The organism is Psychrobacter sp. TS_SC_6, assembly GCF_056156305.1.
In genome coordinates, this window is sequence record NZ_CM149590.1 from 598047 (window position 1) to 614803 (window position 16757).

At 43.9% G+C, this 16757-nt stretch carries 18 protein-coding genes and 1 tRNA gene; 14 read left to right on the top strand and 5 right to left on the bottom strand.

Annotated elements, in window-relative coordinates:
- Positions 1 to 14: 14 nt before the first annotated feature.
- Positions 15 to 1193 carry an SPOR domain-containing protein gene (locus tag AC0J5Y_RS02550; RefSeq protein WP_475131400.1) on the top strand — a complete coding sequence of 393 codons (1179 nt, stop codon included), beginning with the start codon at positions 15 to 17 and terminating at the stop codon, positions 1191 to 1193.
- Between the two features lie 301 nt (positions 1194 to 1494).
- Positions 1495 to 2025, top strand: coding sequence for a DUF2726 domain-containing protein (locus tag AC0J5Y_RS02555; protein WP_475131401.1), 531 nt, complete (start codon positions 1495 to 1497; stop codon positions 2023 to 2025).
- Positions 2026 to 2050: 25 nt separating this feature from the next.
- Here the strand turns inward: AC0J5Y_RS02555 and AC0J5Y_RS02560 are convergent, their stop codons facing one another.
- The 5 genes from AC0J5Y_RS02560 to gatC form a co-directional block, all read right to left on the bottom strand.
- The gene (locus AC0J5Y_RS02560) at positions 2051 to 3007 is read right to left on the bottom strand and encodes a DUF1853 family protein (RefSeq protein WP_475131402.1); all 957 of its coding nucleotides are present in this window, start codon (positions 3005 to 3007) and stop codon (positions 2051 to 2053) included.
- A 154-nt stretch (positions 3008 to 3161) separates the two neighbouring features.
- Positions 3162 to 3238, bottom strand: a tRNA-Pro gene (locus tag AC0J5Y_RS02565).
- Positions 3239 to 3352: 114 nt separating this feature from the next.
- Positions 3353 to 4882 (bottom strand): Asp-tRNA(Asn)/Glu-tRNA(Gln) amidotransferase subunit GatB, encoded by a 1530-nt coding sequence (gatB, locus tag AC0J5Y_RS02570; protein ID WP_475131403.1) that lies wholly within the window; start codon positions 4880 to 4882, stop codon positions 3353 to 3355.
- A complete protein-coding gene (gene gatA / locus AC0J5Y_RS02575) occupies positions 4882 to 6378 on the bottom strand; it encodes an Asp-tRNA(Asn)/Glu-tRNA(Gln) amidotransferase subunit GatA (protein ID WP_475131404.1) in 1497 nt (498 codons plus the stop codon). The genes gatB and gatA overlap by 1 nt, the downstream gene beginning before the upstream one ends.
- Before the next feature lie 65 nt (positions 6379 to 6443).
- Positions 6444 to 6758: an Asp-tRNA(Asn)/Glu-tRNA(Gln) amidotransferase subunit GatC gene (gatC, locus tag AC0J5Y_RS02580; RefSeq protein WP_475131405.1), complete on the bottom strand. Its 315-nt coding sequence runs from the start codon at positions 6756 to 6758 to the stop codon at positions 6444 to 6446.
- A gap of 674 nt (positions 6759 to 7432) precedes the next feature.
- Between gatC and AC0J5Y_RS02585 the strand changes: the two genes are divergently transcribed.
- The 12 genes from AC0J5Y_RS02585 (at position 7433) to rplV (ending at position 16756) form a co-directional block, all read left to right on the top strand.
- On the top strand, positions 7433 to 8470 hold the full coding sequence (locus AC0J5Y_RS02585; protein ID WP_041752960.1) for a rod shape-determining protein: 1038 nt from the start codon (positions 7433 to 7435) through the stop codon (positions 8468 to 8470).
- A 245-nt stretch (positions 8471 to 8715) separates the two neighbouring features.
- Positions 8716 to 9576, top strand: a complete 861-nt coding sequence (gene mreC / locus AC0J5Y_RS02590) for a rod shape-determining protein MreC (RefSeq protein WP_475131406.1) — start codon at positions 8716 to 8718, stop codon at positions 9574 to 9576.
- 142 nt (positions 9577 to 9718) lie between these two features.
- Positions 9719 to 10204, top strand: coding sequence for a rod shape-determining protein MreD (mreD, locus tag AC0J5Y_RS02595; protein WP_475131407.1), 486 nt, complete (start codon positions 9719 to 9721; stop codon positions 10202 to 10204).
- 140 nt (positions 10205 to 10344) lie between these two features.
- Complete coding sequence (locus AC0J5Y_RS02600; protein WP_475131408.1) at positions 10345 to 11025, top strand: Maf family protein; 681 nt, start codon at positions 10345 to 10347, stop codon at positions 11023 to 11025.
- 227 nt (positions 11026 to 11252) lie between these two features.
- A complete protein-coding gene (locus AC0J5Y_RS02605) occupies positions 11253 to 12839 on the top strand; it encodes an Rne/Rng family ribonuclease (protein WP_475131409.1) in 1587 nt (528 codons plus the stop codon).
- 487 nt (positions 12840 to 13326) lie between these two features.
- Positions 13327 to 13638, top strand: coding sequence for a 30S ribosomal protein S10 (rpsJ, locus tag AC0J5Y_RS02610; protein ID WP_010196670.1), 312 nt, complete (start codon positions 13327 to 13329; stop codon positions 13636 to 13638).
- Between the two features lie 48 nt (positions 13639 to 13686).
- Positions 13687 to 14325 (top strand): 50S ribosomal protein L3, encoded by a 639-nt coding sequence (gene rplC, locus AC0J5Y_RS02615; RefSeq protein WP_011512851.1) that lies wholly within the window; start codon positions 13687 to 13689, stop codon positions 14323 to 14325.
- 14 nt (positions 14326 to 14339) lie between these two features.
- Positions 14340 to 14942 carry a 50S ribosomal protein L4 gene (gene rplD / locus AC0J5Y_RS02620; protein WP_011512852.1) on the top strand — a complete coding sequence of 201 codons (603 nt, stop codon included), beginning with the start codon at positions 14340 to 14342 and terminating at the stop codon, positions 14940 to 14942.
- On the top strand, positions 14939 to 15289 hold the full coding sequence (rplW, locus tag AC0J5Y_RS02625; protein ID WP_475131410.1) for a 50S ribosomal protein L23: 351 nt from the start codon (positions 14939 to 14941) through the stop codon (positions 15287 to 15289). The genes rplD and rplW overlap by 4 nt, the downstream gene beginning before the upstream one ends.
- An 11-nt stretch (positions 15290 to 15300) precedes the next feature.
- Complete coding sequence (gene rplB / locus AC0J5Y_RS02630) at positions 15301 to 16128, top strand: 50S ribosomal protein L2 (RefSeq protein WP_011512853.1); 828 nt, start codon at positions 15301 to 15303, stop codon at positions 16126 to 16128.
- 12 nt (positions 16129 to 16140) lie between these two features.
- Positions 16141 to 16416 carry a 30S ribosomal protein S19 gene (gene rpsS, locus AC0J5Y_RS02635; protein ID WP_011279791.1) on the top strand — a complete coding sequence of 92 codons (276 nt, stop codon included), beginning with the start codon at positions 16141 to 16143 and terminating at the stop codon, positions 16414 to 16416.
- Between the two features lie 10 nt (positions 16417 to 16426).
- Positions 16427 to 16756, top strand: a complete 330-nt coding sequence (rplV, locus tag AC0J5Y_RS02640) for a 50S ribosomal protein L22 (protein WP_010196689.1) — start codon at positions 16427 to 16429, stop codon at positions 16754 to 16756.
- Position 16757 lies beyond the last annotated feature (1 nt).

Genomic DNA, 16757 nt, shown 5'->3' on the forward strand with positions numbered 1-16757 from the left:
AGAGACGTAAACGGATGAATTTTTCGAGACAAGCCTTATTGGGCATTGGGATGATTATCGGTGGTAGCGTGATGCTATACGCCATGGTACAACAAATTGGTGATACCAACAAATCACAGCCAGCATCGGCAATGATCGATCAACCAAGTGATGAGCCTACGTCTGTACAACCACTGACAACAGATATCGAAACAGAAAAACGTATCTTGGCCCAAAAACAAAAAGAGCGTGCCGCTCGCGTTGCAGAACAAGAAAAACGTGCTAAACAATTCTTAACTGAACAAGAAGCGGCAGAGGCGCAAGCATTGGCAAAAGCACGTGCTGAAAGTCAGCAATATCTGGCGAGCACCACACCAAGTATCGAAGATAACGTTGATACTAACAGTACTAATGAAGAGGCGACGAAGAACACACTTGCAACACCTATATCAGCGCCTTCTAGTACAGAGGCGTCCACTAATTCCGCTGATGGTGCTGAAGCAAAGAAGAAAGCACTAGCGGAGCAGCAGGCAGCTGAAAGACAAGCTGCTGCTAAGAAATTAGCGGATAGCAAAAAAGAAGCAGACGCTAAAAAGCAGGCTGACGCGCAAGTAGCTGCGGAAAAAAAGCGCGAGGCGGATGAAGCCGCAAAAAAGGCCCCACCTAAGTCGCCCTCTGAATATCAAGTCAAAAGAGGAGATGGGCTGATCAAACTGGCACGCCAGTACGATATGCCGGTAGAAGTCTTAGCTCATGCCAATAATCTCTCACCATCAACATCGCTAAATCTTGGTCAAACCATTACAATCCCATCGCGTAAGCAGGTAGAGCGTTTAGAGCGAGAAGCGACGGCGGCTGAACAGGTACGTGAAGAAAAGCGTCAAAGAGAAGAAGCTTTAGCGAAAAAATCAGCAGACGCTAAACGTGATGCTCAGCAAAAACTCAGCGAAGCCCGTAAAGAAGTCAAAGAAACTGACGCCAAAGGCAGCTTTGGGGTGCAAGTAGCATTGGCAAACGATCAAGCCAAAGCTGACGAACTAGCAAAGAAATTTAAATCCGCAGGCTACCAAGTTAAGACCAGCCCGACGAGTCGCGGTGTACGGGTTATTGTCGGTCCTGAGCGTGGTAAAGTGGCGGCTTTAGCGTTAAAAGATAAAATTAATAGTGACCCTAAAGTGAATACCACCAGCGCTTGGGTATTATATTGGCGCTAGATTTTGTTAATCTGCTAAACGCATGATAATGTAGTAGCAGCTAGAATCTTAATGAGAGTGCTTTCATTTATTATCCTTTGATGCATTTATGATTAAAACACGACATCTATTGTCGTGTTTTTCGTTTTAGTGTTTGTCCATTTGCTCATACTTAGCTACCATGAACACCATTTTTTTCTATATATATAGCTTGTTAGCCCATAAGGGTCGACCTGCTGCAGTTAAAGATAGATTGTTATGTTAGCTAGGCTGGCATATAGGCAAGCTATCTAACTGCTTAGATATTGCATAAGGTAAAAACATGTCATTTGGCGCTATATTTTTAATATTGGCAGTTGGCTTTTTGGGGCTGATTACCTTACCAAAATTATTTTCTAGTAAACAAGCTGTTGAACCAGATCCGCCGCCTGTACGCGGTGATGAGTTGGCTATTTGGCCGTTTGCGCCGATGCCTATCATGACCCATACTGAAGTAATATTTTTTAATAAGTTAAAAAATGCATTACCGGAATATCATATTTTTGTGCAAGTACAGCTGTCACGGATTATTGAAGCGAACAGTAATGAGACGTCTGAGCGCAGTTTTTGGTTCAATCGTATCTGCCGCCAAAGTGTTGATTATGTGATTGTTGATATTGATGCGCAGACTACCTTGGTTGCCATTGAGCTTGATGATTGGACACATAGCAGTAAAGCACGGCAAAAAGCAGATGACAAAAAAGACAAAGCACTTGCCAGTGCAGGCATTGCTATCGTGCGTTTTCATGCGGAGCGCATGCCGAGTGCCGACATGCTGAGATATGAGCTGATGCAAGTGATTGAGAGTTATTAAAAGCTATTAAGATGATGATAAAAGCTTAAGGTTTATTTTCTACTTGTTCGGTCTGCTTAGGATAGATAACGATAGGTTTATCGCCTGCAAAATATAAACCTGTTTTTAGTACATCGTTTTTAGAATTGTTCAGTGGCGACTGACGACCATCATAAAAGTCGCGTTTGCTAAACCATTCAATATAATGAGCAGCGCGCAAAGCATTGATGTTAAGCGTCGCGAGAGTGTTTGTGTCGTGCTTATCGCACCATTCGTGCATGGGAAAGTTTGGTACTAGCCAAGATGGATAGACGAAATTAGTGATGTTCATTGGTAAAAAGAACCGTCCTTTTATCACGCCATAGCGCTTGTCAATTTTGACTTGCCCATGATTTTCGGTATCTACCCATACGGTGCGAAACTGCTTGGTTTGCATATGTGTCATTTTGCGTTGTAGATTATCATTGGAGTTAATACCCACCCAATTCTCCGGCTCAAAAGGTGCTGATCCCATAAAGAACTTAATCGCAAGCTCCCAATGCTCGACCAGATTTTCTGCATGATTATATAAGATTAAATCCAGCTCACCAGTCGTCTGCTTCCCGTTAAATAGTTGCACATTATTAGCGAGGGTCTCATACGGATGTAGCTTGCGTGCGAAGCCATCCTCTAACCAAAATGACAGTAATCCTTCAAAGTGAAAACCTAATCGATTGGGACTAGGGCGTTTGAGTAAATAGCGAGTCAGCGCCTGATAAGCATTGGTGCTATTAAGCTCGTTTAAACGCGGTTGATAGGCCGCAAACTGCATTTGCCAAAAGCGTGCGCTATGTACCGATACGATATGTGTATTCTGATGCGATGCAAAGTCCAGCCATTGTGTCAAGACGTTAGGGCAGGCAAGCACATACGCCAAATCACGGACAAAAGGCCGTCTGTATACTTCCCAAGGCATATTGTCTGAAGCAGTTGAAGAGATGGGAAGAACATTAATTCCAGACATAAGTAAAACTAGAGCAAGTGTAAAGTATCTACCCTAGCGTCTCATGTGCTGAAAGTCTATAGGCTATGTTGATTCAGATCATGTAAAAATAACGGGCACAAAAAAAAGCCAACCATTGAAAACAATGATTGGCTTTTCTTATAACTACTATGTTTGGTCGGAACGGCAGGATTTGAACCTGCGACCACTACACCCCCAGTGTAGTGCGCTACCAGACTGCGCTACGCCCCGAATGACTGACTATTTTACGCAAAAATATGCATATTGCAAGAGCTATTTATTGTAGCCAAACTCTATAACCCCAATTTATGTATGACAGTCAGTATAACCAATCAGCAATTACCCTTAACCTAGTAACTCTTTTAGAATTTGGTTGACTTGCTGTGGATTGGCACTACCGCGACTGGCTTTCATTACTTGACCAACTAAACCATTGAAAGCTTTTTCTTTGCCACCGCGATACTCTTCAACCATTGCTTGATTTTTAGCAATGACCTCTTCCACGATGGCTTTGATAGCGCCCGTATCGGTTTCTTGCTTAAGACCTTTTTCCTCGATGATTTTATCTGCTGCATCATCAGCATCGCCACCTTCACGATCATATAAGGCGCTAAAGACCTTCTTAGCCAATTTTCCAGATAGAGTATCGTCTTTGATGCGGGCTAGCATACCAGCCAATTGCTTGGCGCTGATAGGGGAGTCAGTAATTTCCTTATCATCTTTATTCAACGCACCGAGTAGGTCCCCCATGACCCAATTAGCCGCCATTTTGGCATCTGCTTGCCCAACTTCTGCGACCACAGCTTCAAAGTAATCGGCAATTTGACGGCTACCAGTCAAGATGCGGGCGTCATATTCTGATAGACCCAGTGCTTCTTCAAAGCGGGCGCGACGAGCGACCGGTAGCTCTGGCATAGCCGCTTTGATAGCATCAACCGTATGCTGCTCGATACGCACAGGTAGCAAGTCAGGATCAGGGAAATAACGATAATCATTGGCGTCTTCTTTGGTACGCATAACACGAGTTTCGTCGCGCTCTGGGTCATAAAGCATCGTTGCTTGCACAACTTTACCGCCGTCCTCAATAATGTCGATTTGACGCTCGATTTCGCGATTGATTGCACGCTCGATGAAGCGGAATGAGTTTAGGTTCTTCAGTTCAGTACGTGTACCAAGCTCGCTTCCAGGCCTGCGCACAGAGACGTTACAATCACAGCGGAATGAGCCTTCTGCCATGATAGCGTCTGAGATACCGAGCCACGTGACCAGCTGATGAATGGCTTTAATATAAGCAAGTGCTTCATTCGCTGAGCGCATATCAGGCTCAGAGACGATTTCGATTAAGGGCGTACCAGCGCGGTTTAGATCCACGCCCGTCATACCATCGACGGCATCGTGTACTGATTTACCAGCATCTTCTTCTAAATGCGCGCGGGTGATGCCCATGCGTTTAGGGTATTCGTTCTTATCCCCTTCATTGACCACGACATCTATATAGCCTTCGCCTACGATAGGATTTGCCATCTGGGTGATTTGATAGCCTTTTGGCAAATCAGGATAGAAGTAGTTTTTACGGTCAAAGGTATTGAATAAACCAAGCTCAGCATTGATGCCGATACCAAATTTTAGTGCACGATCAACCACACCAGCATTCAGCACTGGCAAAACACCCGGTAAGCCTAAATCTACAATACTGGCTTGGCTGTTTGGCTCGTGACCAAAGTCAGTTGGCGCGCTCGAGAATATCTTACTTTCCGTGTTCAATTGGCAGTGAATCTCGATACCGATGACCACCTCATAACCATCGACGAATAGCTCTTTACGAACATCGTGTTTGCGAACGGCGTTGTTATCAGTAGTAGTTGCTGTGTTCATTATACCGTCTCCTTCGCGATAGTAGAGTGTTGCAGGTGATGGTCTGTATGCTGCTGGAATAAATGAGCGGTAGAGAGCAATTTACTTTCTTGCCAATATTGACCAATCAATTGCAAACCAATAGGCAAGCCTGCTGAGGTTAAACCAACTGGCTGACTAAGCGCAGGTAAACCCGCTAAGTTGACACCAATGGTATAAACGTCACCTAAGTACATAGTAGCAGGGTCGAGGTCTTCACCAAGTTTATAAGCTGCTGTTGGCGCCGTTGGACTGGCAATGACATCACAGTTGGCAAAAGCATCTTCAAAGTCTTTGATGATGATACGGCGCACTTTTTGTGCCTTAGTATAATAGGCATCAAAGTAACCAGCAGACAGCGCATAAGTCCCTGATAAAATACGGCGCTGTACTTCAGAACCAAAGCCCTCAGAACGTGAGCGCGTATATAAGTCAATCAAGTCTTTTGGATTTTCACAGCGATACCCAAAGCGTACGCCATCGAAGCGTGATAGGTTTGATGATGCTTCAGCTGGTGCGAGCATATAATAGGTAGCAAGGGTAATCTCTGGGTCAGTGATTGTCACTTCGACAATCGTTGCGCCAAGTTCTTCGTATTTCTTTAACGCTGCACGAGCTGCTTGTTCGACTTCAGTATCAAGTCCTTTACTAAAGTATTCTTTAGCAACGCCAATACGTAAACCGGCAAACGGTTTATCACCAGCGCTGGTAGCTGCATCATTTAAATCTTGTACATAATCAGGCGTATCGTATTTGATGGAAGTCGCATCGCGTGGGTCATGTCCAATCATTGGTTGCAGCAAGTACGCGCAATCCATAGCACTGCGACCCATACTACCGGCTTGATCAAGACTCGAGGCATAAGCAATCATACCGAAGCGAGAGACGCGACCATAAGTAGGTTTGATGCCCGTTAAGCCGCAAAATGAGGCAGGCTGACGAATAGAGCCACCGGTATCACTACCAGTCGCAACGGGTACAAAACCCGCTGCAACAGCCGCTGCACTACCACCCGATGAGCCACCAGGCACGTGTTCTATGTTCCAAGGGTTGTGTACCGCACCGTAATATGAGCTTTCATTGTCTGAGCCCATCGCAAACTCATCCATATTGAGCTTACCAAGGCTAATCATCCCAGCTTTATCAATATTAGTGACGATGGTCGCATCATAAGGAGAGATAAAATTGTGCAGCATTTTAGAGCCACAGGTCGTCAACACACCTTGAGTACAAAAAATATCTTTATGCGCCATGGGTACGCCAAGTAATGGGCGTTTGTCCCCTTGTATACGCATCTCGTCCGCCGCTTTTGCTTGCGCGCGCGCCGTGTCAGAGGTATGAGTGATAAAACTGTTGATCTTGCTATCAAGGGCGTTGATACGTTTGATGTAGTGGTCAGTCAGCTCAAGGCTGCTAAATTGTTTGTCTTGCAGACCAGTAATGAGCTGCTGGGTACTTAATAAATGAAGTTCAGACATAAGGTGTCGTCCGTCAAAATGTTAATAGCATAAAGTAAAATACGAAATCAGAGAGCGACAGCCGCCTATTCAATCACTTGCGGTACCAAATACAAGCCATCTTCGACAGCAGGGGCGACCGACTGATTACGTTCACGATTGATATCGTGTTTGGCAACATCAGCCCGCAATTCTTGGCAAGCTTCATGAATGTTTGCTAAAGGTTTGATGCCTGTGGTATCAACATTACCAAGCGTATTCATCAGCTTAAGTATTTTAGAGATATCAGCAGCGTAGCTATCGGCAGTATTTTCATCGACACCTAAACGGGCAAGGTTGGCAACTTCTAGGATTTCTTCACGGCTGACAGTGTTGTCAGACGTTGATGGTTGCTGTGACATAGTGTCTCCAGTTACGGACAGTTTTCGTTAGATTAGAATATGACTAAAACAGATAAGCACTAAAATAAGCGACTTATATAAAGATGTAAGTATACAATGGCTTTATTATAAAGCATCTGACCGAAGTTTACAGAGCAGGACACTTGATTACAGCACAATCTTTACTCACAAGATTGTTTAAAAGGGCTTTATTCACGACTCTTCTATTAAAAAAGGCTCAAGTTAATAAGCAATTATGCAAGGCTGACTGGATAGTAAAAAATTGATGGTCAATAGCTCCCTATTCAATGACGAAATACGTTACAGTGGGTAGCTGCTGCTAAGCAAGCTATTAAGCAAATTACTCAGTAAGTATCATAAGACGGTAGCTGCTTGTTAGTGATTGAATTAAAGGCTGTTTTATCAAAGCGGCTGGTATGGTCTGCGATTTCAAACTTTGTAACAATTTTTAGGGCATAAGTGCAAAATCCTAGCGTACTGATGCAAATATCTGTGTTTTTCTTGAGCCAAATCGGTATAATTTAGCTCAGTTTTTTCATTTCATCATTATAGCTTCGGTTTGACTTGTTACGATGATAAACTCTCGCCACAGGTAATGTCTAAAGACGACCTGCTCAATACTGACGAGTAATCCCTCGGTCACTCTCATTTGCCTCATTTGTAATACGCTGGAAATATTAGTCATGAACCTGTTTGGATTTTTATCAAATAATATCGCAATCGACCTCGGTACTGCGAACACCCTTATTTTTATTCCTGGTAAAGGCGTGGTGCTCGATGAGCCTACGGTGGTCGCTTTAAGAAGTAATCGTACACAGAACCCTACTGTTGCTGCTGTTGGTATTGATGCCAAGCAGATGCTGGGTCGTACGCCTGCCAATATTACGGCTATCCGCCCATTAAAAGACGGCGTGATTGCTGACTTTGAAGTGACGCAAAAAATGCTTAAGCATTTTATCGCCAAGGTAAAAGCTAAGCGTTTTATGGCACAGCCGAATGTGGTGGTTTGTGTGCCTTGCAAGTCTACCCTTGTCGAGCGGAAAGCGATTCGTGAAGCGGTATCGTCAGCTGGCGCCAGCAAAGTATTGTTACTAGAAGAGCCAATGGCAGCAGCGATTGGTGCTGGCATGCCGGTTCATGAAGCCAGCGGTTCGATGGTCGTTGATATCGGCGGTGGTACCACTGAGATTGCCGTTATCGCTTTGTCAGGTTGTGTCTATGCTGAATCTATCCGTATCGGTGGCGATATGTTTGACGATGCCATTATTACCCATGTACGTCGTATTCATGGCTGCGTGATTGGTGAAACCACCGCTGAGCGTATCAAACAAGAAGTTGGCTCTGCGCTAAATGAAGACAGCCAGTTAGAAGTAGAAGTACGCGGACGTAGCATGGCAGAAGGCGTACCTAAAACCTTTACTGTCAACTCAGAAGAAGTGCAGAAAGCTTTGAGTGATCCGTTAAGTGGTATCGTTAGCGCGGTAAAAGCAGCACTTGAGCAGACGCCACCAGAGTTGTCATCAGACATCGCTGAACGCGGTATTGTCTTGACCGGTGGCGGCGCACTATTACGTGACCTAGATAAGCTCATCTCAAGAGAGACAGGCTTACCAGTTACAGTCGCTGAAGATCCATTAACTTGTGTGAGCCGTGGTGGCGGTATTGCGCTTGATTTTATCAATAACAAAAGCCTAAATATGATTTTTGTATAAATCACTATTTATCAAGCATTGTCATACTAGCAATGTTAGACAAGGCTGAAGTTAACGATAACTAGGCATGAGGAAGGCTAGATGAATAACATTGAAGGTAGCCAAAAAGGTTGCCTTTAATATTATCAATAAAGGCAATCAATATCTGATAGATACTGAGCTTTTTTTTGATATCAACCGCCTTTTATATAGTGCTACTCAGTGCTGGCTAATGCTCACATTAAAACCTCTACATTAGACGAACTATGATTCCAAGTATTTTTGCTCGCCAGCCACTCGCCCTTCGTATGACTACTGTTTTATTAATAATGGCATTGATATTGATGTGGTTTGATAGCAAAAATCCAGAATGGTTCAAGCCTATACGCTCAACGAGCCACGCCGCAATGCAGCCTATTTACGAGCTGTCATTATTACCCAGTTATGCACAACACTGGTCAAGCGGCAGCCTACAATCAAAAGAAACGCTACGCCGCGAAAACGTGCAGCTCAAATCTCAACTTATTCACGCTCAAGCTAAATTGCAGCAGCAAGATTATATCTTGGCGCAAAACGCTCGCCTGCAAGGTATTCTATCGACCACACGCCCTGAGCAGTTTGATTTAAATCTGGCACAGGTAATTGGTACTGACACCAATCTAATGCGTCAAATTGTGGTGTTGAACAAAGGGGAGCAAGATGGGGTACAGGTTGGGCAAACGGTCATTGATGAAAACGGCATTTTAGGGCAGATTATCAATGTCTATCCTAATACCAGCCGTTTACTGCTTATTACTGATGAACAGCAGTCTGTCGCCGTTACTGTCAAGAGGACAGGTCAGCGCGCTATTGTCACCGGTCAAGGTATACCTACTTCATTGAGCCTTGAGTATGTCTTTAAAACCTCAGATGTACGCGTCGGAGATGAGCTGGTTTCGTCTGGATTAGGTGGGCGTATCCCTGCAGGCTACCGTGTTGGTCGTATCGCCCATATTGAAGACACGCAAGCGGATAATTTTAGAAGCATTGATGTCACACCTGTCGCAAACTTTGTTGATAATGCTTATGTGCTGATACTGCAAGACAAGCTGGCTAATAAAGACAATATTGGCATCAATGAATCTTGATGGTCGTTGTTAGAGATAATCATTGCCCGATAATTGGCCGCTATTCTATTTAAGTGCGCTGTTTTACTCCTCGTTTTTTATACTCTGCAATGCTGAATTCATTATTAAGTAGCTGCTAAACATCCGCTAAAGGTACGTATTCATGGCATATCCTGATTCTGATCATGCAAATGGGCTGCTGCATGCCGTGATTGTACTGAGTTTTATTATTGCCTCATCGCTCAGTGTTTATCCATTAAGTCCTAGTATGGCCACATTGCGTCCTATGATCATGATCATGGTATTGATTTTTTGGTTATTGTTTCAGCCGCGTTATGTGGGTATTTTTAGTGCCTTTGCTATTGGCCTTATTGCCGATTTGCTGATGGATACTCATTTAGGACAGCAGGCTTTTTCTGCTGTTGCAGTGGCGCTCATGATAAAGGTGACCAGTATCTATATCAGACAGCTAAATACGATTAGTGCATGGATAATAGCGAGTTTAGGATTATTTTTATTTCAAGCGAGTCTGTGGATGCTACAGATGTTTGTACAAGAGGTTTTTGTCGCCCAATCTACTTTTTCTTTATTGATGAGTATTATTAGCTGGCCATTGGTACTTTTAACGCTACGAAAATTTGTGCGTTAATCAGATTGATTATTACATCGATTACCAACACAAGTATTTTTATCACAAGTGATTTTTACAAGCATCTAGGATAAATGACCCTCGTTTATTTATGATTAAACCTATCAATATCAAGTTTCTACATAATATAGAGAGTAGTGATGGATATTATCTTAGCATCCGGCTCGCCGCGTCGTCGCGAGTTACTAAACAGAGCACAACTAGAATTTACGGTCATCAGCATTGATATCGATGAAACGCCTTATCAATATGAATCGCCCAAAGACTATATTGTTCGTATGGTCGCCGCCAAAGCAGAGGCAGCAACCGCGCAGCTAAATAGACAGTTAAAAAATAATGAAGCTCACTTATATCAATCACTCCTATCTCAGCCCATTATTTTATTGACCTCTGATACCATTGGAGTATTAGCAGATGGCAAAACAGTCTTGGTCAAACCGAATAATCGTGAAGATGCTTATCGTATGTGGCAGCAAATGTCCGATAGTGCTCATGAAGTATGGACGGCGGTACAGGCAACGCAACTCTCATTACAGCCTAAACATTCTGATGAGTTCGATAATGAGCAAATATGGCAAATCATCAATCAGCAACAAATCATTGAACGCACAGAGGTTACCTTTGTAGTGCTTACTCCAGAGATGATGAGTGATTATTGGGACAGCGGCGAGCCTGTAGACAAGGCAGGTGGCTATGGTATTCAAGGGTTGGGCGCTGCATGGGTTAGCCGTATTAATGGCAGTTATACCAATGTGGTGGGCTTACCGCTTGCACAAACGCTGGCATTGATTAAAGAGATGTCCAACACTGCTACGCTTTAAAAATTTTATGCCTAAATAGATAATACCCAATAAAGTTTACATGCTCAAAAAGGTTAAAGTAGGGGTATTTATTGACTCAGCAGTGCTTTAATATGAATTTGATATTAAACCATCCACACATAATGACACGCTTGTGTCATGGGCAAAAGCAAGTGGCATTTGTTACACTGTCAGGCTACCAAACTATGAATGCTTCACCAGAAAGCTAAGTGATAAGAGAAAATACTATGTCCGAAGAGCTGCTGATTAATATTAGTCCCATGGAGTCCCGTGTTGCCGTACTAGATAACGGTATCTTGGGCGAGATTTATATTGAGCGTCATCATAAACTGGGTTTGGTTGGTAACATTTACTTGGGTACAGTGGTACGCGTTCTGCCGGGTATGCAGGCAGCCTTTGTCGATATTGGTCAGTCACGTACTGCATTCTTACACGTTAATGATATGCAGCGCGAACCTCGTCCAGCTGCCAAAAGCAGTAAAGTCAAGAAGACTGATGATGAGCACACTATTATAGAGGTAACGGCTGACGATTTGGCCATCACGCCGCCTGTAATAAGTACGCAGAACACTGAAGTTGTACCAGTTTCGAAAACTCTCATCCAGCATCGCCTACACGAGAGCCAACGTATCTTGGTACAAGTCACCAAAGATCAGCTGGGCAGTAAAGGCGCGCGCTTAACCACCAATATATCACTGCCATCTCGCTATCTGGTCTACTTGCCATCGAGTGAGCATATTGGTATCTCGCAGCGTATTGATGGTGAAGAAGAGCGTACTCGTCTCAAGACTGAGCTCACTAGCCTGATGCAAACCGTCAATCTCAAGGGCGGTCTTATTGCGCGTACAGCGGCAGAGCGTGTACCGGTTGATAAACTTGAAGAAGACATCTACTATCTCTTGCAACTATGGCGGACAATATGTGCCCGTCGCCAAGAAATGAAGCCCAATCAAAGCTCAGAGCTTATTTATCAGGAATTATCGCTACCACTGCGTTCTATCCGCGATTTGGTACATGCTGGTACCGAAAAAGTCGTGATTGATAATGCACAGATATATGAGCAGGTTAGATATTTTGCCAAAGAATTTGTGCCTTTTGTCTATGATCGCATAGTACATTATACCGCTGAGCAGTCGCTGTTTGATGTGCACCGCGTTGAAGATGATTTACGTGATGCGCTCAAACGCCGCGTCGATTTAAAGTCGGGCGGCTATCTGATTATTGACCAAACTGAAGCGATGACCACCATTGATGTCAATACTGGCTCATTTGTTGGTGGACGCTCATTAGAAGATACCGTCTACAAAACCAATCTAGAAGCCACCCACGCGATAGCCCGTCAGCTGCGCTTGCGTAATCTAGGCGGTATTATTATCCTAGACTTCATCGATATGCTTGAGCAGCAGCATAAGGATGATATCTTAGAGAGCTTGCAGTCACAACTGGTACAAGATTATGCGAAAACCAAAATTACTCAAGTGAGCGAGCTTGGTTTGGTTGAGATGACCCGTAAGCGTACCCGTGAATCACTCGGACAGCAACTATGTGAGCCTTGCTCGACCTGTCAAGGACGCGGCTTTGTCAAAACCGCTGAGACGGTCTGCTTTGAGATATTTCGTGAAATCATGCGCTGTGCTCGAACTTATAACTCACCCAAAAAGTTTACCGTGGTCGCCCATGCGGCAGTCATTGATTTATTACTGACGTCAGAATCGGATACTGTGGCAGATTTAGAGTATTTGCTTGGTAGGGTGATTACCTTTGATGTTGAGAATTTATATACCCAAGAACAATACGATATAGTATTAGATTGAACCTCAAGGCGGAATCTAAATAGTAAGTATGGCCGTCAAATGTTGAAAACTGAGAGCATTCAATGAGACGGTTTAGCCTTATTGCTCAGTAAGCAATTGGTTAAAAGTTAAGAGAATTTGTTTTAAAAACTAATATTTATATCAAACAGTTGTGTATATCATTGTAAATAAGCCCCTTGCAATCATCTGATTATTATGTATAATACAGGCCACTGAATTATATATGCGCAGCCAATCAAACAGCTGGCGCTATGACAGCTAGAGCATCGTTTCTAGCACTATTTCATTATGCCTTTGCTGACATCCTACAATGGAAGGGTCGGCGGGGCTTTAAACTATTTTGCTTTTGGCACGCTATAAGTTCGGATAAAGAACTCATTCTGGTTTAGAACAGAAGGCCGCTTTAAGTAAATATTTAACCAAACGGCTTTTGCTCATATCCTTGCAAAGCAAGAATGACAAAAGCACATATTAGGAGCTTGCTGGCATGGCTAACCAGAGAATCCGTATCCGTCTTAAGTCTTTTGATCATCGCCTGATTGATCAATCTGCACAAGAGATTGTTGATACTGCAAAGCGCACCGGTGCGCAAGTTTGTGGTCCTGTACCGTTGCCGACTCGCATTGAGCGCTTCAACGTTCTAACTTCACCACACGTAAACAAAGACGCTCGTGATCAGTACGAAATCCGTACTCATAAGCGTATGGTTGACATTGTTCAACCTACCGATAAAACTGTGGATGCGCTAATGAAGCTTGACTTAGCGGCGGGTGTTGACGTTCAAATTGCTTTGGGTTAATGCACATAAACACCCAACCCATTAATATAAGATATAAAGAGGTCTAAAATGGCGATCGGTTTAGTCGGTAAAAAATGCGGCATGACCCGTGTCTTCACTGAAGCAGGCGCATCTATCCCTGTAACAGTGGTTGAGATCAGTGCTAACCGCATTACTCAAGTAAAAAATACTGATGTAGATGGCTATCAAGCCATCCAAGTTACCACAGGCACCCGTCGTGACAGCCGCGTAACAGCAGCTCAAAAAGGTCACTTCGCTAAAGCCGGCGTTGCCGCTGGTCGTGGTGTTTGGGAATTTCGTGCCAATGACAGCGATCTTGAAGGTCGTGAGATTGGTGGTGAGATCCTAGCTGACTTGTTTGAACAAGGTCAGATGGTTGATGTCACAGGAAACAGTAAAGGTAAAGGCTTTCAAGGCGGCGTGAAGCGTCACAACTTCAGCATGCAAGATGCCACTCATGGTAACTCAGTATCTCACCGTGCCATTGGTTCAACTGGTCAAAACCAGTCACCAGGTAAAGTCTTCAAAGGCAAGAAAATGCCAGGTCAGATGGGTAACAAACGCGTTACCGTTCAAGGCCTAGAAGTGATATCGGTTGATGTTGAAAATGGGTTACTTGTCATCAAGGGTGCTATCCCAGGTGCCACCGGTGGCGATGTCATCGTACGTCCGTCAGTCAAAGCCTAAGCAAGGGGATTAACGTGGATTTAAAAACAGTTACAGGGGCGGCAGTTGAGCTTTCTGATACGGCTTTCGGTCGTGAATTCAACGAAGCACTAGTGCATCAAGTCGTCACCGCATATCTTGCTGGTGCTCGCCAAGGTACACGCGCTCAAAAGACCCGTGCCGAAGTTTCTGGTGGTGGCATTAAGCCATGGCGCCAAAAAGGTACTGGTCGCGCTCGTGCAGGCTCTATTCGTAGCCCAATCTGGCGTGGGGGCGGTCGTGCATTCGCGGCTAAGCCACAAGATTGGTCACAGAAAGTTAACCGTAAGATGTATCGCGGTGCTATGCAGTGCATCCTAGCCGAATTGATTCGCCAAGAGCGTCTGATTTTGGTTGAAGAGATAAGCGTTTCTGGTCCTAAGACCAAAGAGCTGATCGCAAAGTTAGGTGAGTTAAATGCATCACGTGCATTAATCGTCACCAAAGAAGTTGACGAAAACTTATACTTAGCTGCTCGCAACATCCCACATGTCAATGTACTTGATACAAGTGAAGTGGATCCAGTGAGCTTGATCGCTTTTGATAAAGTGATCATGACAGTCGAAGCTGCGAAACAATTTGAGGAAGCACTAGCATGAATAACGCAAGACTTTATCAGATCCTAAGAGGACCTGTATTCTCAGAGAAATCTCAAATGCTTGGCGACTCACTTGGTGTGCAGGTATTTAAAATTGACTCTAAGGCTACTAAGCTTGAAGTTAAAAAAGCAGTTGAGATGATGTTTGAAGGTGTTGAAGTTTTAAAAGTAAACACATTGAACGTTAAAGGTAAGACAAAGCGTTTTGGTAAAAATATCGGCCGTCGTAATGACTATAAAAAAGCCTATGTTACCTTAAAAGCTGGTCAAGATGTACAAATGGCTGATGCTGGTGAAGAGGTCGCAAATACGACTGCTTCTACTAGTGAAACAGCGAATAACGAATAAGGATTACACTCATGCCTATCGTAAGAGCAAAGCCAACATCACCAGGCCGTCGTTTTGTTGAAAAAGTAGTGCATCCACACCTTTATAAAGGTCGTCCGTTTGCAGCGCTTCTAGAATCAAAAAGCAAGACCGGTGGTCGTAACAATAATGGCCGTATCACTACTCGTCACATCGGCGGTGGTCATAAGCAACATTATCGTATTATCGATTTTAAACGTACTAAAGACAATATCCCTGCTACAGTAGAGCGTATTGAATACGATCCTAACCGTACTGCGCATATTGCTTTACTTAAGTACGCTGACGGCGAACGTCGTTATATTATCGCTGCTAAAAAGCAAGCAGTTGGCGATACTGTAATGTCAGGTGAATTATCACCAATTCGTCCAGGTAACTGTTTACCGCTAAAAAACATACCACTAGGTACTGTGATCCATAATATCGAACTTAAAATCGGTAAAGGCGCACAGATGGCTCGTGCTGCGGGTGCTAGCGTTCAGCTACTAGGTCGTGACGGTATTTATGCAATTCTTCGTTTGCGTTCTGGCGAAACTCGCCGCGTACACGTAAATTGCCGTGCTGTTATCGGTGAAGTTTCTAATACTGAAAACAACTTGAAATCACTTGGTAAAGCCGGTGCTTCACGTTGGAGAGGTATTCGTCCTTCTGTTCGTGGTGTTGCTATGAACCCGGTTGATCACCCACATGGTGGTGGTGAAGGTCGTAACAAAGGTCGCCATCCTACTAGCCCTTGGGGTCAGAAGTCTAAAGGACTTAAAACGCGTCATAATAAGCGTACTGACAACATGATCATCCGCCGTCGCGCCAAGAAGAAATAAAGGAAGAATTTCATGCCTCGTTCATTGAAAAAAGGTCCATTCATAGACGCGCATTTATTTGCTAAAGTTGAAACTGCATTAGAAACCAACTCACGCAAACCAATTAAAACTTGGTCGCGCCGTTCAATGATTCTGCCACAAATGGTTGGCCTAACTTTATCTGTTCACAATGGCCGTACTCATGTACCGGTTATCGTGAGTGAACAGATGGTTGGTCATAAACTAGGTGAATTTGCCCCGACTCGTACATATCGTGGTCACGGCATTGACAAGAAAGCTAAGAGATAAGGTGCTTACCATGGAAGTAACTGCAAAATTACGCGGTGCCGCCATATCGGCACAAAAAGTTAGACTCGTTGCTGATGAAGTTCGTGGCAAATCTATTGAGCGTGCTTTGGATATCCTAACGTATAGCAATAAAAAAGGCGCGGTTTTTGTTAAGAAATGTCTTAACTCAGCCATCGCCAATGCTGAAAACAACAACGGTTTAGATATCGATACTCTTAAAGTATCAACCATCTACGTTGATGAAGGCATTACGCTAAAACGTATCCTACCACGTGCTAAAGGTCGCGCTGATCGTATCAGTAAGCGTACCTGTCACATCACTATAAAGGTAGGGGAATAAG

Excerpts from the sequence above, each read along its gene's own strand:
- AC0J5Y_RS02550 (WP_475131400.1), top strand. The coding sequence starts at position 15 with ATGAATTTTTCGAGACAAGCCTTATTGGGCATTGGGATGATTATCGGT.
- AC0J5Y_RS02555 (WP_475131401.1), top strand. The coding sequence starts at position 1,495 with ATGTCATTTGGCGCTATATTTTTAATATTGGCAGTTGGCTTTTTGGGG.
- AC0J5Y_RS02560 (WP_475131402.1), bottom strand. The coding sequence starts at position 3,007 with ATGTCTGGAATTAATGTTCTTCCCATCTCTTCAACTGCTTCAGACAAT.
- gatB (WP_475131403.1), bottom strand. The coding sequence starts at position 4,882 with ATGAACACAGCAACTACTACTGATAACAACGCCGTTCGCAAACACGAT.
- gatA (WP_475131404.1), bottom strand. The coding sequence starts at position 6,378 with ATGTCTGAACTTCATTTATTAAGTACCCAGCAGCTCATTACTGGTCTG.
- gatC (WP_475131405.1), bottom strand. The coding sequence starts at position 6,758 with ATGTCACAGCAACCATCAACGTCTGACAACACTGTCAGCCGTGAAGAA.
- mreC (WP_475131406.1), top strand. The coding sequence starts at position 8,716 with ATGATTCCAAGTATTTTTGCTCGCCAGCCACTCGCCCTTCGTATGACT.
- mreD (WP_475131407.1), top strand. The coding sequence starts at position 9,719 with ATGGCATATCCTGATTCTGATCATGCAAATGGGCTGCTGCATGCCGTG.
- AC0J5Y_RS02600 (WP_475131408.1), top strand. The coding sequence starts at position 10,345 with ATGGATATTATCTTAGCATCCGGCTCGCCGCGTCGTCGCGAGTTACTA.
- AC0J5Y_RS02605 (WP_475131409.1), top strand. The coding sequence starts at position 11,253 with ATGTCCGAAGAGCTGCTGATTAATATTAGTCCCATGGAGTCCCGTGTT.
- rpsJ (WP_010196670.1), top strand. The coding sequence starts at position 13,327 with ATGGCTAACCAGAGAATCCGTATCCGTCTTAAGTCTTTTGATCATCGC.
- rplC (WP_011512851.1), top strand. The coding sequence starts at position 13,687 with ATGGCGATCGGTTTAGTCGGTAAAAAATGCGGCATGACCCGTGTCTTC.
- rplW (WP_475131410.1), top strand. The coding sequence starts at position 14,939 with ATGAATAACGCAAGACTTTATCAGATCCTAAGAGGACCTGTATTCTCA.
- rplB (WP_011512853.1), top strand. The coding sequence starts at position 15,301 with ATGCCTATCGTAAGAGCAAAGCCAACATCACCAGGCCGTCGTTTTGTT.
- rpsS (WP_011279791.1), top strand. The coding sequence starts at position 16,141 with ATGCCTCGTTCATTGAAAAAAGGTCCATTCATAGACGCGCATTTATTT.
- rplV (WP_010196689.1), top strand. The coding sequence starts at position 16,427 with ATGGAAGTAACTGCAAAATTACGCGGTGCCGCCATATCGGCACAAAAA.